General features: G+C 72.1%; 15 protein-coding genes. 6 read left to right on the top strand and 9 right to left on the bottom strand.

Features of this window, described 5'->3' with window-relative positions; genetic code table 11:
• Position 1: 1 nt before the first annotated feature.
• A complete protein-coding gene (locus BLR04_RS10760; RefSeq protein ID WP_090762340.1) occupies positions 2-1,732 on the bottom strand; it encodes a gamma-glutamyltransferase family protein in 1,731 nt (576 codons plus the stop codon).
• A gap of 94 nt (positions 1,733-1,826) precedes the next feature.
• Here BLR04_RS10760 and BLR04_RS10755 point away from each other — a divergent pair, with 94 nt between their 5' ends.
• The 6 genes from BLR04_RS10755 (at position 1,827) to BLR04_RS10730 (ending at position 7,187) form a co-directional block, all read left to right on the top strand.
• Positions 1,827-2,924 carry a sensor histidine kinase gene (locus BLR04_RS10755; RefSeq protein WP_245740169.1) on the top strand — a complete coding sequence of 366 codons (1,098 nt, stop codon included), beginning with the start codon at positions 1,827-1,829 and terminating at the stop codon, positions 2,922-2,924.
• The gene (locus BLR04_RS10750) at positions 2,924-3,571 is read left to right on the top strand and encodes a response regulator transcription factor (protein ID WP_090762339.1); all 648 of its coding nucleotides are present in this window, start codon (positions 2,924-2,926) and stop codon (positions 3,569-3,571) included. Before BLR04_RS10755 ends, BLR04_RS10750 begins: the two co-directional genes overlap by 1 nt.
• 47 nt (positions 3,572-3,618) lie before the next feature.
• Positions 3,619-4,383: a class I SAM-dependent methyltransferase gene (locus BLR04_RS10745; RefSeq protein WP_090762942.1), complete on the top strand. Its 765-nt coding sequence runs from the start codon at positions 3,619-3,621 to the stop codon at positions 4,381-4,383.
• Positions 4,367-4,738 (top strand): VOC family protein, encoded by a 372-nt coding sequence (locus BLR04_RS10740; protein ID WP_090762337.1) that lies wholly within the window; start codon positions 4,367-4,369, stop codon positions 4,736-4,738. The genes BLR04_RS10745 and BLR04_RS10740 overlap by 17 nt, the downstream gene beginning before the upstream one ends.
• A gap of 35 nt (positions 4,739-4,773) precedes the next feature.
• Entirely contained in the window at positions 4,774-5,739 is a 966-nt protein-coding gene (locus BLR04_RS10735) for an urease accessory protein UreH domain-containing protein (protein ID WP_218128818.1), read from the top strand.
• A gap of 104 nt (positions 5,740-5,843) precedes the next feature.
• On the top strand, positions 5,844-7,187 hold the full coding sequence (locus BLR04_RS10730) for a tetratricopeptide repeat protein (RefSeq protein WP_245740168.1): 1,344 nt from the start codon (positions 5,844-5,846) through the stop codon (positions 7,185-7,187).
• 5 nt (positions 7,188-7,192) lie between these two features.
• On the opposite strand, the gene BLR04_RS10725 is transcribed toward BLR04_RS10730, so the two are convergent.
• The 8 genes from BLR04_RS10725 to BLR04_RS10690 form a co-directional block, all read right to left on the bottom strand.
• Positions 7,193-8,209, bottom strand: a complete 1,017-nt coding sequence (locus tag BLR04_RS10725; protein WP_090762335.1) for a WD40 repeat domain-containing protein — start codon at positions 8,207-8,209, stop codon at positions 7,193-7,195.
• The gene (locus BLR04_RS10720) at positions 8,206-9,207 is read right to left on the bottom strand and encodes a CobW family GTP-binding protein (protein WP_090762333.1); all 1,002 of its coding nucleotides are present in this window, start codon (positions 9,205-9,207) and stop codon (positions 8,206-8,208) included. Before BLR04_RS10720 ends, BLR04_RS10725 begins: the two co-directional genes overlap by 4 nt.
• Before the next feature lie 32 nt (positions 9,208-9,239).
• Positions 9,240-9,671, bottom strand: a complete 432-nt coding sequence (locus BLR04_RS10715; RefSeq protein WP_176903023.1) for a Fur family transcriptional regulator — start codon at positions 9,669-9,671, stop codon at positions 9,240-9,242.
• 7 nt (positions 9,672-9,678) lie between these two features.
• Entirely contained in the window at positions 9,679-10,719 is a 1,041-nt protein-coding gene (locus tag BLR04_RS10710) for an ABC transporter substrate-binding protein (protein WP_090762331.1), read from the bottom strand.
• Positions 10,716-11,504: an ABC transporter ATP-binding protein gene (locus BLR04_RS10705; RefSeq protein ID WP_090762328.1), complete on the bottom strand. Its 789-nt coding sequence runs from the start codon at positions 11,502-11,504 to the stop codon at positions 10,716-10,718. Before BLR04_RS10705 ends, BLR04_RS10710 begins: the two co-directional genes overlap by 4 nt.
• On the bottom strand, positions 11,501-12,604 hold the full coding sequence (locus BLR04_RS10700) for a FecCD family ABC transporter permease (RefSeq protein WP_245740167.1): 1,104 nt from the start codon (positions 12,602-12,604) through the stop codon (positions 11,501-11,503). The genes BLR04_RS10705 and BLR04_RS10700 overlap by 4 nt, the downstream gene beginning before the upstream one ends.
• A 173-nt stretch (positions 12,605-12,777) precedes the next feature.
• Entirely contained in the window at positions 12,778-13,887 is a 1,110-nt protein-coding gene (gene ald / locus BLR04_RS10695; RefSeq protein WP_090762326.1) for an alanine dehydrogenase, read from the bottom strand.
• A gap of 46 nt (positions 13,888-13,933) precedes the next feature.
• The gene (locus BLR04_RS10690; RefSeq protein ID WP_090762325.1) at positions 13,934-15,316 is read right to left on the bottom strand and encodes an aspartate aminotransferase family protein; all 1,383 of its coding nucleotides are present in this window, start codon (positions 15,314-15,316) and stop codon (positions 13,934-13,936) included.
• Positions 15,317-15,896 lie beyond the last annotated feature (580 nt).

The following is a 15,896-nucleotide window of genomic DNA, read 5'->3' as shown; positions in this document are numbered from 1 at the left end:
CTCACTTCCTGGGGCGGACCACCAGCGCACTGCCGCCGCCGCGACGGACGGGCTCGGCGACGGCCTGCACACGGTCGCGGCCGAGGAACTCCAGCGCCGTCGCCGCGCCGATCTCCGGCGTCGACGTGAACGCGTGCCCCCTGGCCTCCAGCTCGGCCTGGTACTTCGCCAGGAACTCCGGCTCCGCCTGCGTCTGCGGGGTGTTGCGCTGGGTGGCGCGCGGCGCGGCCAGCGCTTCCGGCAGGTCCATGCCCCATTCGTACCGGTTGAGCAGGATCTGCAGGACGGTCGTGATGATGGTGGAACCGCCGGGCGAGCCGACCGCGAGCACGGGCCGGTCGTTCTTCAGCACCAGCGTCGGCGCCATCGACGAGCGCGGGCGCTTGCCGGGGCCGGGCAGGTTCGGGTCGCCGGGCGCGGGCCCGAACGTGAAGTCGGTCAGCTCGTTGTTGAGCAGCACGCCGCGACCGGGCACCACGATGCCGTTGCCGCCGGTCGACTCGATCGTCAGGTTGTAGGCGACCACGTTGCCCCAGCGGTCGGCGACCACCAGGTGCGTCGTCTCGGGGCCCTCCTTCGCGACCGGCGTGGACTCGCCCGTGGGCTGCTCGCACGGCCCGTACGAGCCGTCGGGGTCACCGGGAGCGGCCGGGCTCGGCATGGCCCGCTCGCCGATCAGGCAGGCCCGCTCCTTGGCGAACCCGTCGGACAGCAGCTGCTCCAGCGGCACGCCGGGGACGTCGGCGACATACCGGCCCCGGTCGGCGTAGGCCAGCCGGGACGCCTCCAGGTACTCGTGCAGGCCCGCCTCGGGAAGCGCCTCGATGATGTTGAGCGCCTCGCCGACGGTCGAACCTCCGGACGACGGCGGCGCCATGCCGTACACGTCGAGCGTCTTGTACGACACCTTCGTGGGCCGGCGCAGCAGCGCGCGGTAGTCGCGCAGGTCGGACAGCTCCATCAGGCCGGGCCGCACGTTGCGCGTGCTGCCGCGGGTGACCGGCGGGCGCTTGACGGTGGCCACGATCTCCTTGCCGAGCCGGCCGCCGTACAGCCACCCTGGCCCGCGCCTGCCCAGCTCCCGGTACGTGGCCGCGAGCTCGGGGTTCCTGAACACCGAGCCGACGGGCGGCGGGGCGCCCTTCGGCAGGTAGAGCTTGGCCGTGGAGGTGAAGTCCTTGAAGCGGTCGGCGTTCTGGGCCGTCTGGTCGTAGAAGGTCTGGTCGACGACGAAGCCCCGGGAGGCCACCTCGATCGCCGGTTGGAGCGCCTGTCCGAGCGAGAGCGTGCCGAACTCACGCAGGGCGACGTCCCAGGTGGCGGCCGTGCCTGGCACGCCCGCCGACAGGCCGCTGGTGACGCCCTCATCGAACGGGATGCCTTCGAAGGAGGTCGGCCCCATCGCCTTCGGGGCGGTCTCGCGCCCGTCGATGGTGAAGACTTTACGTTTGCGGGCGTCGTAGTAGACCATGAAGCCGCCGCCGGTCAGGCCCGCGGAGTACGGCTCGGTGACCCCGAGCACCGCCCCCGCGGCGACCGCCGCGTCCACGGCGTTGCCGCCCTTCTTCAGCACGGCGATGGCCGCCTTGCTGGCGTCCAGATCGACGGTGGCGACGGCGCCGCCGGACCCTTCGGCGACCGGCGTCTTGCCGGACGGATGGGCCGCCGCGGGCGGCGCGTGCAGGAGGGAAATGGTGAGGACTGCTGCTGTGGGAATGATCGCACGGCGCATCTGTCCACAATGACTCACATACGTCCATCGCGGTAGTGGCCCGTCACACGCCGGGACGACGCGCCCCTTCCGCCGCTGGCCTAACGTGAAGGTCGTGCGCAGGACGTTCGACCCGTATCTCGCCCTCGTCGTGGCGGCGGTCACGATGGTGATCGCCGAGGGCGCCGCGTGGGGCCAGCAGGACACCAGGGAACCGCTCGACGCGTACGCCTACGCGCTGTTGTGGGCAGGGCCGGTCGCGGTGCTGCTCAGCAAGCGCTTCCCGCTGCTCACCACGGCCGCCGCGCTGGGCGCCTGCGACCTGTACCTGATCGGCGGGTACCCCTACGGCCCGTGCTTCGTCAGCCCGGCCGTGCTGCTGTTCCTGCTGGTCACCCGGGGACGCCGGCTGATGGCGTGGACCATGGCGGGGATGACGTTGCTGTCGTTCCTGAGCTACGCCTGGCTGGTCGGCAACCGCGACTGGTTCCACAACGTGTGGATCCTCACGTTCGTCATGCTGCTGATGGTCGTGGCGGAGCTGGTCAGGATCGTCAGGGAGCGCCGGGCCGAGCGGGAGCGCACCGCCGAGGAGGAGGCCAGGCGGCAGGCCAGCGAGGAGCGCCTGACCATGGCGCAGGAGCTGCACGACGTGCTGGCGCACAACATCTCGCTCATCCACGTGCAGGCCAGCACCGCGCTGCACCTCATGGACGCCAACCCCGAGCAGGCGAGAACGGCGCTCGCCACGATCAAGACGGCCTCCAAGGAGGTGCTCGGCGAGATGCGCTCGGTGCTGAACGTGCTGCGCGAGGGCGCGCCCCGCTCCCCCACCGCCGGGCTCGACCGGCTCGACGAGCTGATCGAGCGCTCCGGGCTCACGGTGACGCTCGCGCGGACCGGCTCGCGCGCGCTGCCGCCACAAGTGGAACGGGCGGCGTACCGGATCGTGCAGGAATCGTTCACCAACGCGGCCCGGCACGCGCCGGGCGCCGAGGTCGGCGTGCGCCTGGAGTACGGCGGGAAGGAGCTCGTCATCCAGGTGACCGACAGCGGCGCCACCACGCCCGCCGTGCTGTCCGGGTCGGGCAGCGGCAACGGCATCCCGGGCATGCGCGAACGGGCCTCCGCGCTCGGCGGTACGCTGCACGCCGGCCCGTCCGGCCCCGGCTTCCAGGTGGAGGCGCGGCTCCCCCTACCCGAGGAAGACTGATGATCAAGGTGCTGCTGGCCGACGACCAGGCGCTCGTACGGGCGGGCTTCAAGGCGCTGCTCGACGCCCAGCCCGACATGACCGTGGTCGCCGAGGCGTCCGACGGCGCGCAGGCGGTGCGGCTGGCCGCCGAGCACGGGCCGGACGTCGTGCTGATGGACATCCGCATGCCGGGCACCGACGGCCTGACCGCCACCCGGCAGATGCCGCCGGGGCCGCACACCATCATCCTGACGACGTTCGAGCTCGACGAGTACGTCTTCGAGGCGCTGCGCGGCGGCGCCAGCGGCTTCCTGGTCAAGGACACCGAACCGGCCGAGCTGATCCAGGCGGTGCGGGTGGTGGCCGCCGGCGAGGCGCTGCTGTCGCCGAGCGTCACCCGCCGTCTCATCGCCGAGTACGCCTCCCACTCCAAGGAGCCTGTCGCCACCGACGGCCTCGACCAGCTCACCGAGCGCGAACGCGAGGTGCTCGCCCTGGTCGGCACCGGCATGACCAACGACGAGATCGCGGCCAAGCTGTTCGTGTCGCCCGCCACCGCCAAGACCCACGTGAGCCGGACGATGACGAAGCTGCACGCCCGCGACCGCGCCCAGCTCGTCGTCATCGCCTACGAGTCGGGCCTGGTCAAGCCCGGCTGGATCTGAGGGAAATCCGGTTGCTGGGCAAGCTCCCCCGCTGGCAGGGTCGGAGCATGGGACGCTCGTACGACGATCTGGTCCGTGAGGCCGACGCGGTTTCCGTGGCGGGCTGGGACTTCTCCTGGCTCGACGGCCGCGCCACCGAGGAACGTCCCTCGTGGGGCTACTCCAGGCTGCTGGCCGAGCGGATGGCGGAGGCGCAGGCCGCCCTCGACCTGCAGACCGGCGGCGGTGAGATCCTCGCCGGCCTGCCCGCGCTGGCCCCGGTCACCGTGGCCACCGAGTCGTGGCCGCCCAACCTGCCGCTGGCGGCGGACCGCCTGCGCCCGCGTGGCGCGTGGCTGGTGGCCGACGACGACGAGCCCCGGCTGCCGTTCCGTGACGCGTCCTTCGACCTGGTGACCAGCCGCCATCCGGTCTCGACGTGGTGGGCGGAGATCGCGCGCGTGCTGCGGCCCGGCGGCACGTACTTCTCGCAGCAGGTCGGGCCGTACAGCGTGGCCGAGCTGAGCGAGTTCTTCATCGGCCCGTTCGACGGCTCCTCCCGCGATCCCGCCAGGGCCGTGAAGGCCGCAGAGCAGGCCGGGCTGCAGGTCGTCGACCTGCGCTCGGAGCGGCTGCGCATGGAGTTCCACGACGTCGGCGCGGTGATCTACTTCCTGCGCAAGGTGATCTGGACCGTGCCCGACTTCTCCGTCGAGCGCTACGGCGACCGGCTGCGCGAGCTGCACGACCTCATCGAGGCGAAGGGCCCGTTCGTCGCCCACTCCTCCCGTTTCCTGATCGAGGCGAGGAGGTCCGGTGGCACGGCTGCATGACGTGGTGGTCGACTGCCGGCATCCGGCCTCGCTGGCCAGGTTCTGGGCGCAGGCACTCGACGGCTACGCCGTGGCGCCGTACGACGAGGAGGAGCTCGCGCGGCTGCGCGCGCAGGGCGTCCTCGACCCGGAGGACGACCCGACCGTGCTGGTCGACGGCGGTCCGCCGCGGCTGTGGTTCCAGCGGGTGCCCGAACCCAGGACGGTCAAGAACCGGCTCCACCTCGACCTGCGCGCCGACGACCGCGACGCCGAGATCGACCGGCTGCTCGGCCTCGGCGCCCGGCTGATCGCGACGTACGACGACTGGGTGACGCTGACCGACCCAGAGGGCAACGAGTTCTGCCTGGCGTAGTCACTGTTCACGTCCATGCGGTCGCGTTACGTTACGTGCACGACTTCATGGAGAGTGGGGACGACGATGAGGTTCTTCCGCGCATCCCGCCGCCGGCACTCCCTCCAGCCCCTCGTCCGGCCCTGAGCGCGCAGGCCGCCGCCCTGTTCGCCGGCGGCGTCGCGGCCGGGCTCGTGGCCGGCGCCGCCACCTGCACGGCGACCCAGGGTGGGCTGCTCATCGGGCTCGTCGACGGCCGCCGCGGACGCGACCGCGCGGCGGTGGGCTGGTTCCTCGCCGGGCGGCTCGCCTCCCACACCACGGCCGGGGCGCTGCTCGGCCTGCTCGGCTCGGCCGTCAGCCTGCCCCCGCAGGCCCGCGCGGCGCTGCTCGTCGCCGCCGGGCTCATGATCGTCGTCTTCGCCGTACGGCTCATGCGACGCGAACCGGCCTGCGCGCCCGTGCCACCCCGCGCCTACCGGGCTCCGCTGCTGGGCGCGGCCACGATCCTGGTGCCGTGCGGGGTGACGCTCGGCGTCGAGCTGCTCGCCGTCTCCAGCGGTTCGCCCCTCGCGGGCGCGGCGGCGATGGCGGGGTTCGTGCTCGGTACGGCGCCCGCGTTCGCGCTGCTCGGCTACGTGCTGCGGCGCGTCTCGCGCACCCGGCTGGCCCGGCTGGCCGGGGTCGTGGCGGTCGCCGCCGGGCTGTGGACCGCCGGAACGGGCCTCAGCCTCGGCGGCTGGCTCGCGACCCCCGCGCCCGCCGCCGCCGGCACCCCGCAACAGAAGGTCACCGTCTGGGCGACGCGCGACGGGTACCGCCCGGGCATGGTGAGCGCGCCCGCGGGCGTGCCCGTCGAGGTGGTGTTCAAGGTCGCCGACCCCGGGTGCACCGGCACGGTGACGATCGCGGGGCGCGATGTTGCCCTGCCGGCGACCGTCCGGCTGCCGCCGCAGCCGCCCGGCACGCTGCGCTACGTCTGCGGCATGGGCATGTACGCGGGCTTCATCACCTTCTCCTGAGTCATTTGTCGTCGATTACGGTGGGCAACCGGGCCGTCACGTGCCACTCTGTCGCCATGGCCTGGCAAGGACAGTCGCCGGCGCCCTCCGTACCGGCGCCGCGCGTGGGAGACGAACCCGAGTTGCTGGCCGCCGCGCGTGCGGGCGACGCCCAGGCGGCGCATCGGCTGGGCAGGCTCTACGCCCAGCACGGCGACCGCGCCGCCGCCAGGTTCTGGTGGGAGCGGGCAGCGCGCCTCGGCAGCGTCGACAGCGCCTTCAACCTGGGCATCTGGCACGAGAAGCACGGCACCCTGGAGGAGGCCGTCACCTGGTACGAGGCCGCCGCCAGCAGCGGCGACGCCGAGGCGGCGACCAACCTCGCCACGCTCCTGCTGGAGCAGCGCGGCGACAGCGCGGCGGCCCGGGTGTGGTTCGAGAGCGCGGCGATGGCCGGGTCGAGGACGGCCGCCCGCCGGCTGGCGCTGCTGTGCGAGGAGGCGGGCGAGCTGGCCGCGGCGCGCGAGTGGCACCGCCAGGCGGCCGCCGACGGCGACGTGGCCTCGGCCCACGACCTCGGGTTCCTCGCGTACGCGGTGGGCGACGACGAGGAGACCGTGCGCTGGTGGGAGTGCGGGGCCCGGGGCGGCAACGCCGACTCCGCGTACTGCATGGGTCTTTACCTGCACGCCAGCCGCGACCCCGAGGGCGCCGAGGCCTACTACCGGCTGGCCGCCAAGAACGAGCACCCAGGAGCCGCCTCCCGGCTCGGCGGGGTGGCGCTGTCGCGGGGCGACCTGCGTACGGCACGCGCCTGGTACGAGCAGGCCGCAGGAGCGGGCCGCGTCGACGACCAGCGGATGGCCGGGTTCGTCTGCGTCGAGCTGGGCGACACCGCGGCGGCCAGCCACTGGTTCGGGCGCGCCGCCGCGGGCGGTGACGCCGAATCGGCGTTCAACTACGGCCTGCTGCTCATCGCCGAGCACAGCGACCTCGCGGGTGGCCAGCACTGGTTCCGGCAGGCGGCGCGCGCCGGGCACCACGCGGCGGCCGTCGAGCTGAGCGGGCTGCTGTCGGCGACGGGCCGCCAGGCGGAGGCCGAGGCCGAGGAGTGGCTGTCCGATCCGCCGCCGCCTGCCTGGGGGCGTCCTGCGGAGCCGGAGCTGACCGCGCGGGCCGAACTGGCCGCCGCCGCCACCGGTCGCGCCGGCGGCGTCGCGCTGGACGTGGCCGACCTCACCGAGGTGCTCGGCACCTGGGACGTGGTGACCCGTCCGCTGCACGACCACTCCGACGTCGTCGGCTGGCTGACGCGGCGCAGCGGGGTGCACAAGAGCGCCGTCGAGCATCTCGCATCCGTACGCGGCACGTTGCTGCGGCCGGGCAGCGCGCCCTGGCCCAGCCCCGGCGAGCTGCAGTACGTGCTCACCACCGCCCGCGACCTGCGCCGCCGCCTCGGCATCCGGTAGCACCGTCACAGGTCGGGCACCCGGTGGGCCACGACGCGCCCGTCGCGGTGGGCGGCGATCAGCAGGTGGGGGGCGGCCCAGGCCAGCGCGGCCACGGCGGCCGCGCCGGCGAAAGTGCGGGCGGGACGCAGCCGGGCCTGGGGCCGGCCGGACGTGGCGCGCCACAGGGCGACGGTGCCGTCGTCACCGCCGCTGGCCAGGTGCCCGGCCGGGCCGGGCCGCCAGGCCAGCGCGGTGACGGTCTCGTGGGCGGTCAGCGTACGAGGCGCGGTGCCGGCCGGGCCCTTGCCGGAGAAGTCCCACACGGTCACGTCGGGCGCCCCGTCGGCGGCGAGCCAGGTGCCGGTGTCGTCGAAGGCGAGCCGGGACACCTTCTCCGGATAACCGGACATCGTCAGCTCCGACCCGTCGCGGGTGCGCCAGATGTGGATGGAGGCGTCCTGGTTGCCGCTGCAGATCCACCGTCCGGTGGCGGGGACGGCCAGCGCCAGGTGCGAGCCGACGTAGCGGTAGGTCGCCACCGGCGCAGGGGTGTGGCGTTCGTGGCAGCGCACCGCGCCGTAGGCCGCCACGGCCAGGCGGCGGCCGGCGCGCATCCAGGCCACGTCCGTGACGGTGCTGGCGGCGGGTTCGGGAGCCCACAGCTCCCGTCCCTCGGCGTCGAGGACGAGAGCGCGCCGACCGGAGACGACCGCGACCCGCTCCATGTTGGCCCAGGCCGCCTTGGACGACCAGCTGCCGGTCTCGAAGACGCTCGCACGGCCGCCGTCGCGCGCCCACAAAGCGTGGCCGAGCGGGCCGGCGGCCGCCAGGTGCCGCGCGTCGGGGGCCAGGGCCACGTCAAGCAGCCCGCCCGGCAGCGTCAGCGCCTCGGTCACGGCGCCGGAGGCGACGTCCAGCAGCCAGACCGTGCCCTCGGCGCCGGCGACGGCGACGAGGTCGCGTCGGACGTGGATCGCGACGGGGGCGTCGTCGACGGCGGCCTCCCAGGCGGGGGCCGCAGAGGGAGTCGTGACGCTCATGCGGCCACCCCGGCGTCGGCCAGGCAGCCGGTGAAGCCGCGTTCCAGGGCGTCGCGGTCGAGGCCGCGGCCGATGAACACCAGCCGGTTGCGGCGCGCCTCGCCCTCCTGCCAGACCCTGCCGAAGTCGCCGTCGAGCAGCATGTGCACGCCCTGGAAGACGTACTGGCGGGGCTCGCCCGCGAGGGCGAGGATGCCCTTGGAGCGGAAGATGTCGGCGCCCCTGGTGCGCAGCAGGTCGCCCAGCCAGCGGTTGAGTCGGTCCTCGTCCAGCTCGCCAGGCAGGTCGATGCCGACCGAGGTGACGGTGGTGTCGTGCTGGTGCTCGGTGTCGGTGAGGAAGGCCGGGTCGTCGCGGAGCACCCGGTCGAGGTCGAACGCGCCGACGTCCATGATCCGGGCGAGGTCGACCTCGGCGTGCCGGGTGGGGATGATCTCGACCGAGGCGTTGACCGCCCGGATGCGGGAGATCACTTCGTCGACGGTGGCCTGGTCGGCCAGATCGGTCTTGTTGAGCACCACGCGGTCGGCGAAGGCGATCTGCTCGACAGCCTCGTTCTCCACGTGCTCGGGCTTCTCCTCGTCCAGATGGCGCAGGACGTGGGCGGCGTCGACCACGGTGACGATGGCGTCCAGACGCAGCTGGGCGGCGATCTCGTCGTCCATGAAGAAGGTCTGGGCGACGGGCGCCGGGTCGGCCAGACCGGTGGTCTCGATGAGGATGTGGTCGAATTTCTCCCGTCTGCGCATGAGCGCGCCCAGGATGCGGATGAGGTCGCCGCGCACGGTGCAGCAGATGCAGCCGTTGTTCATCTCGAAAATCTCTTCCTCGGCGTCGACCACGAGGGCGTCGTCGATGCCGATCTCGCCGAACTCGTTCTCGATGACGGCGATCCGCATCCCGTGCCGCTCGGTGAGGATGCGGTTGAGCAGCGTCGTCTTGCCCGAGCCGAGAAAGCCGGTCAGGACGGTGACGGGAACACGTTGGCTGGTGCTCATCAGGTGGGACTCCTTGGGTGTGGGGGTTGTGTTCAGGAGGTGGGGCGGCAGGTCGCGCAGATGCCGGTGAGCTCGACGGTGTGCTCGACGGCGGCGTAGCCGGTGGTCTCGCCGACCCGGTCGACCCACGCCTCCACCACCTCCGCGTCCACCGGCCGGCTCCGGCCGCAGGACCGGCAGACGAGGTAGTGGCGGTGCCCGCCGAACGGGCGCAGACGGTAGAGCCGCTCTCCGGCCTCATCGCGTACGACGTCGACCCGGTCGTAGACCTCCAGCTCGCGCAGCATGCGGTAGACGGTGGTCAATCCCACCGCGATCCCGTCGGCGGTGATCAGGGCGTGCAGTTGCTGCGCGGAGACGAATTCCGTGCAGTCCACCAGCACGTGCAGGACCGCTCCCCGCTGCCGCGTCCGGCGCGCCGCCGGCAGGCAGCGCGCCAGTTGTTCGGCGTTCTGGCAGCTCACAGCGCCCTCACTCCGGCTCGCCGCCGACGCGGTCGTCGGACCGCGGCACGATCGTGGACCTCGGCGCCAGGTGCCACCGTTCGAGCGCCTTGCGGATCTGCTCGGCGGCGTCGATGTTCAGCGGGCTGCTGGTCCACAGGGCGTAGGGCAGGTTGAGGAAGCGCCTGGCGGTCACCGCGGGCAGGTCCTTGATGCCCGCCCGTGACTCCAGCAGATCGACCTTCTGCTCGAAGGTCTGCGGCGGGTAGTCGACGAAGACGAACGCGTCAGGCCGCGCCGCGGCGACGCGTTCCCAGGACACCGCGGTCCAGCTGTCGTCGACGTCCTCGATCGCGTTGCGGCCGCCCGCGCTGTCGATGATCGCCTGGGGAGCGCCGAACCGACCGCTGGAGAACACCGTGTCGCTCGCGCTGTCGAACAGGAAGACCGTGGGCGGCTTCTCGGGGCGTGGTGCGTTCCGCAGCGCGGTCAGCCGCCTGTTGACGTCGTCGACGACCTGGCGCGCCTGCCGGGTCCGCCCGGTGATCGCCCCGAGGTTGGACAGGTCGTCGCGCAGGGCCTGCCAGGGTTCGGCGATCCCCCTGCGCTGCTCGCCGCGCTGCCGGCAGCTCTCGGTGAGCACGTACGGCGCGATTCCGCGGGCGCGCAGGGAGTCGGGGGTGAGGTGGGTCTCCTCGCTGTAGCCGTAGTTCCAGCCGGCGACCATGACGTCGGGCCGCTGCGCGAGCACGGTCTCGCGGGAAGGGTACTGCGGCGCGACGACGTTCAGCCGGTCGACGGCGTCGCCGTAGTGGCGGCGCAGGGTGACGGCGTCGCGCTGGAGGCTGGAGACGGCGGCGACCTCGTCGGCGGCCCCGACGGCCAGCACCATGGCGATCATGTTGCCGTCGTTGACGAACAGCCTTCTGGCGGGCGAGGGGAACCGCGCGGGCGCACCGCAGTTGGTGATCGTGATCTCCGCGCGGGTGGCCCGCGCGGGCGCGGAGGTGCCACAGGCGGTGAGGGAGACGGCCGCCGCGAGAGCGACGGGGAGGACGGTTCGGTTCATGGTGTGTGCTCCGGTGTGAGCGGGGCGATCAGCAGGTGCGTGTCACCGGTGACGGGATGGCGGATCGGGGTGGCGTCCACGCCGAACACGGCGCCGACGACGCCGGGCCTCAGCGCCTCACAGGGCGGTGCGAGCGGCAGGCCGCGGCCCTCGTGCAGGACGAGGACGCGATCGCAGGTCGTGGCCGCCAGCGTGAGGTCGTGCAGCGCCAGCACCACGGTGCGGTCGAGTCTGCGGACGAGGCGCATCAGGTGCAGCTGATGCCGCACGTCGAGGTGGTTGGTCGGTTCGTCGAGCAGGAGGAGCGGGGTCTGCTGGGCCAGCCCGCGGGCCAGGAGCACCCTGCGGCGTTCGCCGCCGGACAGCTGGTCGACGGGCCGGTCCGCCAGGTCGGCGAGTTCGACCGCAGCGAGCGCGGCCGCGACGGCGGCCCGTTCGCGGGGGCCGGTCCCGTTCCAGGGTGCGCGGTAGGGGGTCAGGCCCAGTTCGACGACCTCGCGGGCGAGCAGGTCGGAGGGGAGGTCCTGTTCCTGGCCGACCAGGGCGACCTCGCGCGCCCGCCGCCGGGCGCCGAGGCGGTGCAGCCGTACGCCGCCGACGAGCACGTGGCCGGCCGAGGGGGCGCGGAGCCCGGCGAGGACGCGCAGCAGCGTGGACTTGCCGCAGCCGTTCGGCCCGACGATCCCGATCGTCTCGCCCGGGCGGATGTCGAGGTCGACGTCCCGTACGACGGTGCGCTGCCCCACCGAGCAGGCGAGCCCCTCGGCACGCAGGTGCGCGGTCATCCGTCAGCCCCGAAGCGGTAGCGACGGCGCCCCAGCAGGACGAGGAAGGCAGGCGCGCCGATCAGCCCGGACACCACGCTGAGCGGGATCTCGGTGGGCCGCACGAGGATGCGGGTGACCACGTCGACCCACAGCAGGAACAGGGCGCCGCACATCGCCGAGGCCGGCAGCAGGACCCGGTGCCGGGCTCCGACCAGCAGCCGTGCCGCGTGCGGCACGACCAGCCCGACGAAGCCGATGCCGCCGGAGACCGCGACGAGCACGCCGACCAGAATCGCGAGCAGGACGAACAGGCCGGCGCGCACCGCCCGGACCGGAACGCCGAGCGACGCCGCGGTGTCGGAACCTGTCGCCAGCGCGTCGAGCCAGCCGCTGCCGGCCAGCAGCGCCGCGGCGACGACCCCCACGGTGATCGCCGGTATGGCCAGGCGGTACCACTCCGCGCCCGCCAGGCTGCCGAGCAACCAGAAGAGCACGGACTGCGCCGCGGCCGGATCGGGGCTACGGAACACCAGGTAGCTCGCGATCGCCGAGAAAGCCGAGCCGAGGACCGTACCGGTGAGGACCAGCCGCAACGGCGTCAGTCCCCCTTGGGCGGTGGCGACCGCGAACACCAGCGCCGCGGCGCCGAGCGCGCCGGCCAGCGCGCCCCCGGACAGCGTCAACGCCCCTGCCCCGGCGAACAGGCCCGAGGTGATCACCGCGGTGGCGCCGACGCTCGCCCCTGAAGAGACCCCAAGCAGGTACGGGTCGGCCAGCGGGTTGCGCACGAGCGTCTGCATGGCGGCCCCGGCCAGCGCGAGGCCGGCGCCGACGACAGCCGCCAGCAGCGCGCGGGGCACCCGCAGCTGCCACACGATCGTGTCGTGGGCGAGGTCCGCGACGGGCCTGTCGGTCATCCGCCTGACGAGCACGTCGAGCACGGTGGCCGGTGACAGGGCCTCGGCGCCGAACGCGGTCGACAGCACCAGGCTGGCGAGCAGGGCCAGCGTGACGAGGAAGAACGCGAGGGGGGTGCGCAGCCGCCGCGCGCTCCACGGGGCTCCCGCCACCGTGTGGGCGGGGCTGGATCGGGCCGGTGCGAGCTGCACTGATGACACAACACTCTCCTCAGGCGTACGTGACCGCCGGGAGCACGAGAAGCCCGGCCCCTGACGGACAGCGTCACCCTATTAGAGAATGATTTTCATTTTCAACTCGGATCAGCGCCCGGTGGAGCACAAACGAGAAACGGAGGGCACGGCGGCGCCGTACCCTCCGTTCAGCGGTGTGCTCAGACGACCTCGGAGACCGGCGTGTACGCCAGGCCGAGTCCCTCGGCGACCGGCTGGTTGGTGAGCAGGCCGGCGTGCGTGTTGAGCCCGCCCGCGAGGCCCGCGTCGGCCTTCACCGCGTCGCGCCAGCCGAGGTTGGCCAGCTTGAGCGCGTACGGCAGGGTCGCGTTCGTCAGCGCGTACGTCGAGGTGTTGGCCACCGAGCCCGGCATGTTCGCCACGCAGTAGAAGACCGACTCGTGCACCTTGTACGTCGGCTCGGCGTGCGTGGTCGGACGCGAGTCCTCGAAGCAGCCGCCCTGGTCGATGGCGATGTCCACGAGCACGGAGCCCGGCTTCATGCGCGAGACGAGGTCGTTGGAGACCAGGGTGGGGGCCTTCGCACCGGGGATGAGCACCGCGCCGATGACGAGGTCGGCCTGGAGGACCTCCTGCTCGATCGCGTACCGGGTGGAGACCAGCGTCTTCAGGCGGCCCTGGTAGATCGCGTCGATGTGGCGCAGCCGGTCGATGTTGGTGTCGAGCACGGTGACGTCGGCGCCCATGCCGACGGCGATCTGCGCGGCGTTCAGGCCCGAGACGCCGCCGCCGATCACGACGACCTTGGCGGGGGCGACGCCGGGCACGCCGCCAGGCAGCACACCCCGTCCGCCGTTGAAGCGCATCAGGTTGTAGGCGCCGACCTGCGGCGCGAGCCGGCCCGCGACCTCCGACATGGGGGCGAGCAGCGGCAGCCCGCCGTTCACCTGGACGGTCTCGTACGCGATGGCCGTGGTCTTGGCCTGCAGCAGCGCGTCGGTGCAGGGACGCGAGGCGGCGAGGTGGAGGTAGGTGAAGAGCACCAGGCCCTCACGCAGCCGGTGGTACTCCTCCGCGATCGGCTCCTTGACCTTGAGCACCATCTCGGCGCCACCCCACACGTCGTCGGCACTGTCGACGATCTTGGCGCCGGCGGAGAGGTACTCCTCGTCCGTGATGTGTGAGCCGAGGCCGGCACCACGCTGCACGGCCACCTCGTGCCCGGCGCGCACGAGCTCGTGCACACCCGCCGGGGTCGCGGCGACGCGATATTCGTGGTTCTTGACCTCGGCGGGGACGCCGATCTTCATGAGGGTGAATCCTTTCGGGAACCGGCGCCCAGTGCGCCGGAGTGGTTCAGAGGCGTTTCCACGCCTCGGTCAGCACACCGCGAAGGATCGACGCGATCTCGTCGAACTCCTTCTGGCCGGCGATCAGAGGAGGGGAGAACTGGATGACCGGGTCGCCCCGGTCGTCGGCGCGGCAGTAGAGGCCGGCGTCGAACAGCGCCTTCGACAGGAACCCGCGCAGCAGCCGCTCGGACTCGTCGGCGGTGAAGGTCTCCTTGGTGGCCTTGTCCTTGACCAGCTCGATGCCCCAGAAGTAGCCGGAGCCGCGCACGTCGCCGACGATGGGCAGGTCGTGCAGGCCCTCCAGGGCCTCGCGGAAGCGCGGCTCGTTCGCCGTCACGTGGGCGAGCAGGTCTTCGCGCTCGAAGATGTCGAGGTTGGCGAGGGCCACGGCGGCGGAGACCGGGTGGCCGCCGAACGTGTAGCCGTGGGCGAACATCGCATCGCCGCTCTTGAACGGCTCGAACAGCCGCTCGTGCGCGATCATGGCGCCGATCGGCGAGTAGCCGCTGGTCATGCCCTTGGCGCAGGTGATGATGTCGGGCACGAAGTCGAACTTCTGGCTGCCGAACATGGTGCCGAGGCGGCCGAAGGCGCAGATGACCTCGTCGGAGACGAGCAGCACGTCGTACTCGTCGCAGATCTCGCGCAGGCGCTGGAAGTAGCCGGGGGGCGGCGGGAAGCAGCCGCCCGCGTTCTGCACGGGCTCGGCGAAGACGGCGGCGACCGTGTCGGGGCCCTCCATCTCGATGGCGCGGGCCACCCGGTCGGCGGCCCAGCGGCCGTACTCCTCGGGCGTCATGCCTGGGACACCGGTGATCTCGTCGGCGCGGTAGTGGTTGGTGTTCGGCACGCGGATCGAGCCGGGCACGAGCGGCTCGAACATCTGCTTGAACGCGGGGATGCCGGTGAGCGACAGTGCTCCCTGCGGGGTGCCGTGGTAGGCGATCTGGCGGCTGACGACCTTGTGCTTGAGCGGCTTGCCGACGAGCTTGTAGTACTGCTTGGCGAGCTTCCAGGCGGTTTCGACCGCCTCGCCGCCGCCGGTGGTGAAGAAGACACGGTTGAGTTCGCGAGGAGCGTACGAGGTCAGTCGCTCGGCCAGTTCCGCCGCCTTGGGGTGGGCATACGACCAGAGCGGGAAGAAGGCCAGCTCCTGCGCCTGCTTGGCGGCGGCCTCGGCGAGTTCCTGCCGTCCGTGGCCGACCTGGACCGTGAAAAGCCCGGCCAAACCGTCGAGGTAACGCTTGCCATGGATGTCGTAGACGTACGAGCCCTCACCGCGGACGATGGTCGGGATCTCGTTCTGCTGATAGGCGCTGTGCCTCGTGAAGTGCAACCACAGGTGGTCCTGAGCGGCCTTCAGGACGTCGTTTTCCGGCTGCGTCATGAATATCTTCCCTCGTGTCTGAACTCATCACAGTCTGCATCGTGACTTCCCGTTTGCCAAGTGAATCGGTCGTGACACTCTGCAAGAAAACCGAGATCCGCAAAAGCGCTTTGTAACGGCAACGAAATCCGCACGCTAGATTTGTCGCGCAGGCCAGGCCCAGCCCGGTTTCCCCAGCGTGCCGCCGCCTGTGGTCCAATGTGAGCAAACTGCGGAGACCTGGTGAGCACGGCCACGACTGACAGTGATGATGTAGATGAGCGTCTCCCGCCAGGGTCTGACCCAGCGACTGACTGACCTTGGGTCCTCAACGGGATCTGTCGGCCCTGGCCGGGAGGCGCTCATCTGCACTCACCGGACGTGGCGCCCGTGACTTCATAGGAGCCTGGCCAGAGGCCCCATCACTGTCTTGTCCGCGTTGCCCGGCTGGTGCGTGCCGCCCTGCCCCCGGTCAAGACGACAGGACGACGATGACTTCCATTACACCCGAAAACCCGCCGATGCCAGAAGTCGCCGGCGGCGTGGACACTCACCAGGACACCCACACCGCAGCGATGATCGACTCGGTCGGCCGGGTCCT

It is taken from the genome of Nonomuraea maritima (assembly GCF_900100395.1).
Classification (GTDB): Bacteria; Actinomycetota; Actinomycetes; order Streptosporangiales; family Streptosporangiaceae; genus Nonomuraea; species Nonomuraea maritima.
Note: the sequence above shows the minus strand (reverse complement) of the source record. Positions and strands in the feature narration are given on the sequence as shown.

What these genes read in the sequence shown, in the direction of transcription:
- BLR04_RS10760 (WP_090762340.1), bottom strand. Translation starts at nt 1,732, where the DNA reads ATGCGCCGTGCGATCATTCCCACAGCAGCAGTCCTCACCATTTCCCTC.
- BLR04_RS10750 (WP_090762339.1), top strand. Translation starts at nt 2,924, where the DNA reads ATGATCAAGGTGCTGCTGGCCGACGACCAGGCGCTCGTACGGGCGGGC.
- BLR04_RS10745 (WP_090762942.1), top strand. Translation starts at nt 3,619, where the DNA reads ATGGGACGCTCGTACGACGATCTGGTCCGTGAGGCCGACGCGGTTTCC.
- BLR04_RS10725 (WP_090762335.1), bottom strand. Translation starts at nt 8,209, where the DNA reads ATGAGCGTCACGACTCCCTCTGCGGCCCCCGCCTGGGAGGCCGCCGTC.
- BLR04_RS10720 (WP_090762333.1), bottom strand. Translation starts at nt 9,207, where the DNA reads ATGAGCACCAGCCAACGTGTTCCCGTCACCGTCCTGACCGGCTTTCTC.
- BLR04_RS10710 (WP_090762331.1), bottom strand. Translation starts at nt 10,719, where the DNA reads ATGAACCGAACCGTCCTCCCCGTCGCTCTCGCGGCGGCCGTCTCCCTC.
- BLR04_RS10705 (WP_090762328.1), bottom strand. Translation starts at nt 11,504, where the DNA reads ATGACCGCGCACCTGCGTGCCGAGGGGCTCGCCTGCTCGGTGGGGCAG.
- ald (WP_090762326.1), bottom strand. Translation starts at nt 13,887, where the DNA reads ATGAAGATCGGCGTCCCCGCCGAGGTCAAGAACCACGAATATCGCGTC.
- BLR04_RS10690 (WP_090762325.1), bottom strand. Translation starts at nt 15,316, where the DNA reads ATGACGCAGCCGGAAAACGACGTCCTGAAGGCCGCTCAGGACCACCTG.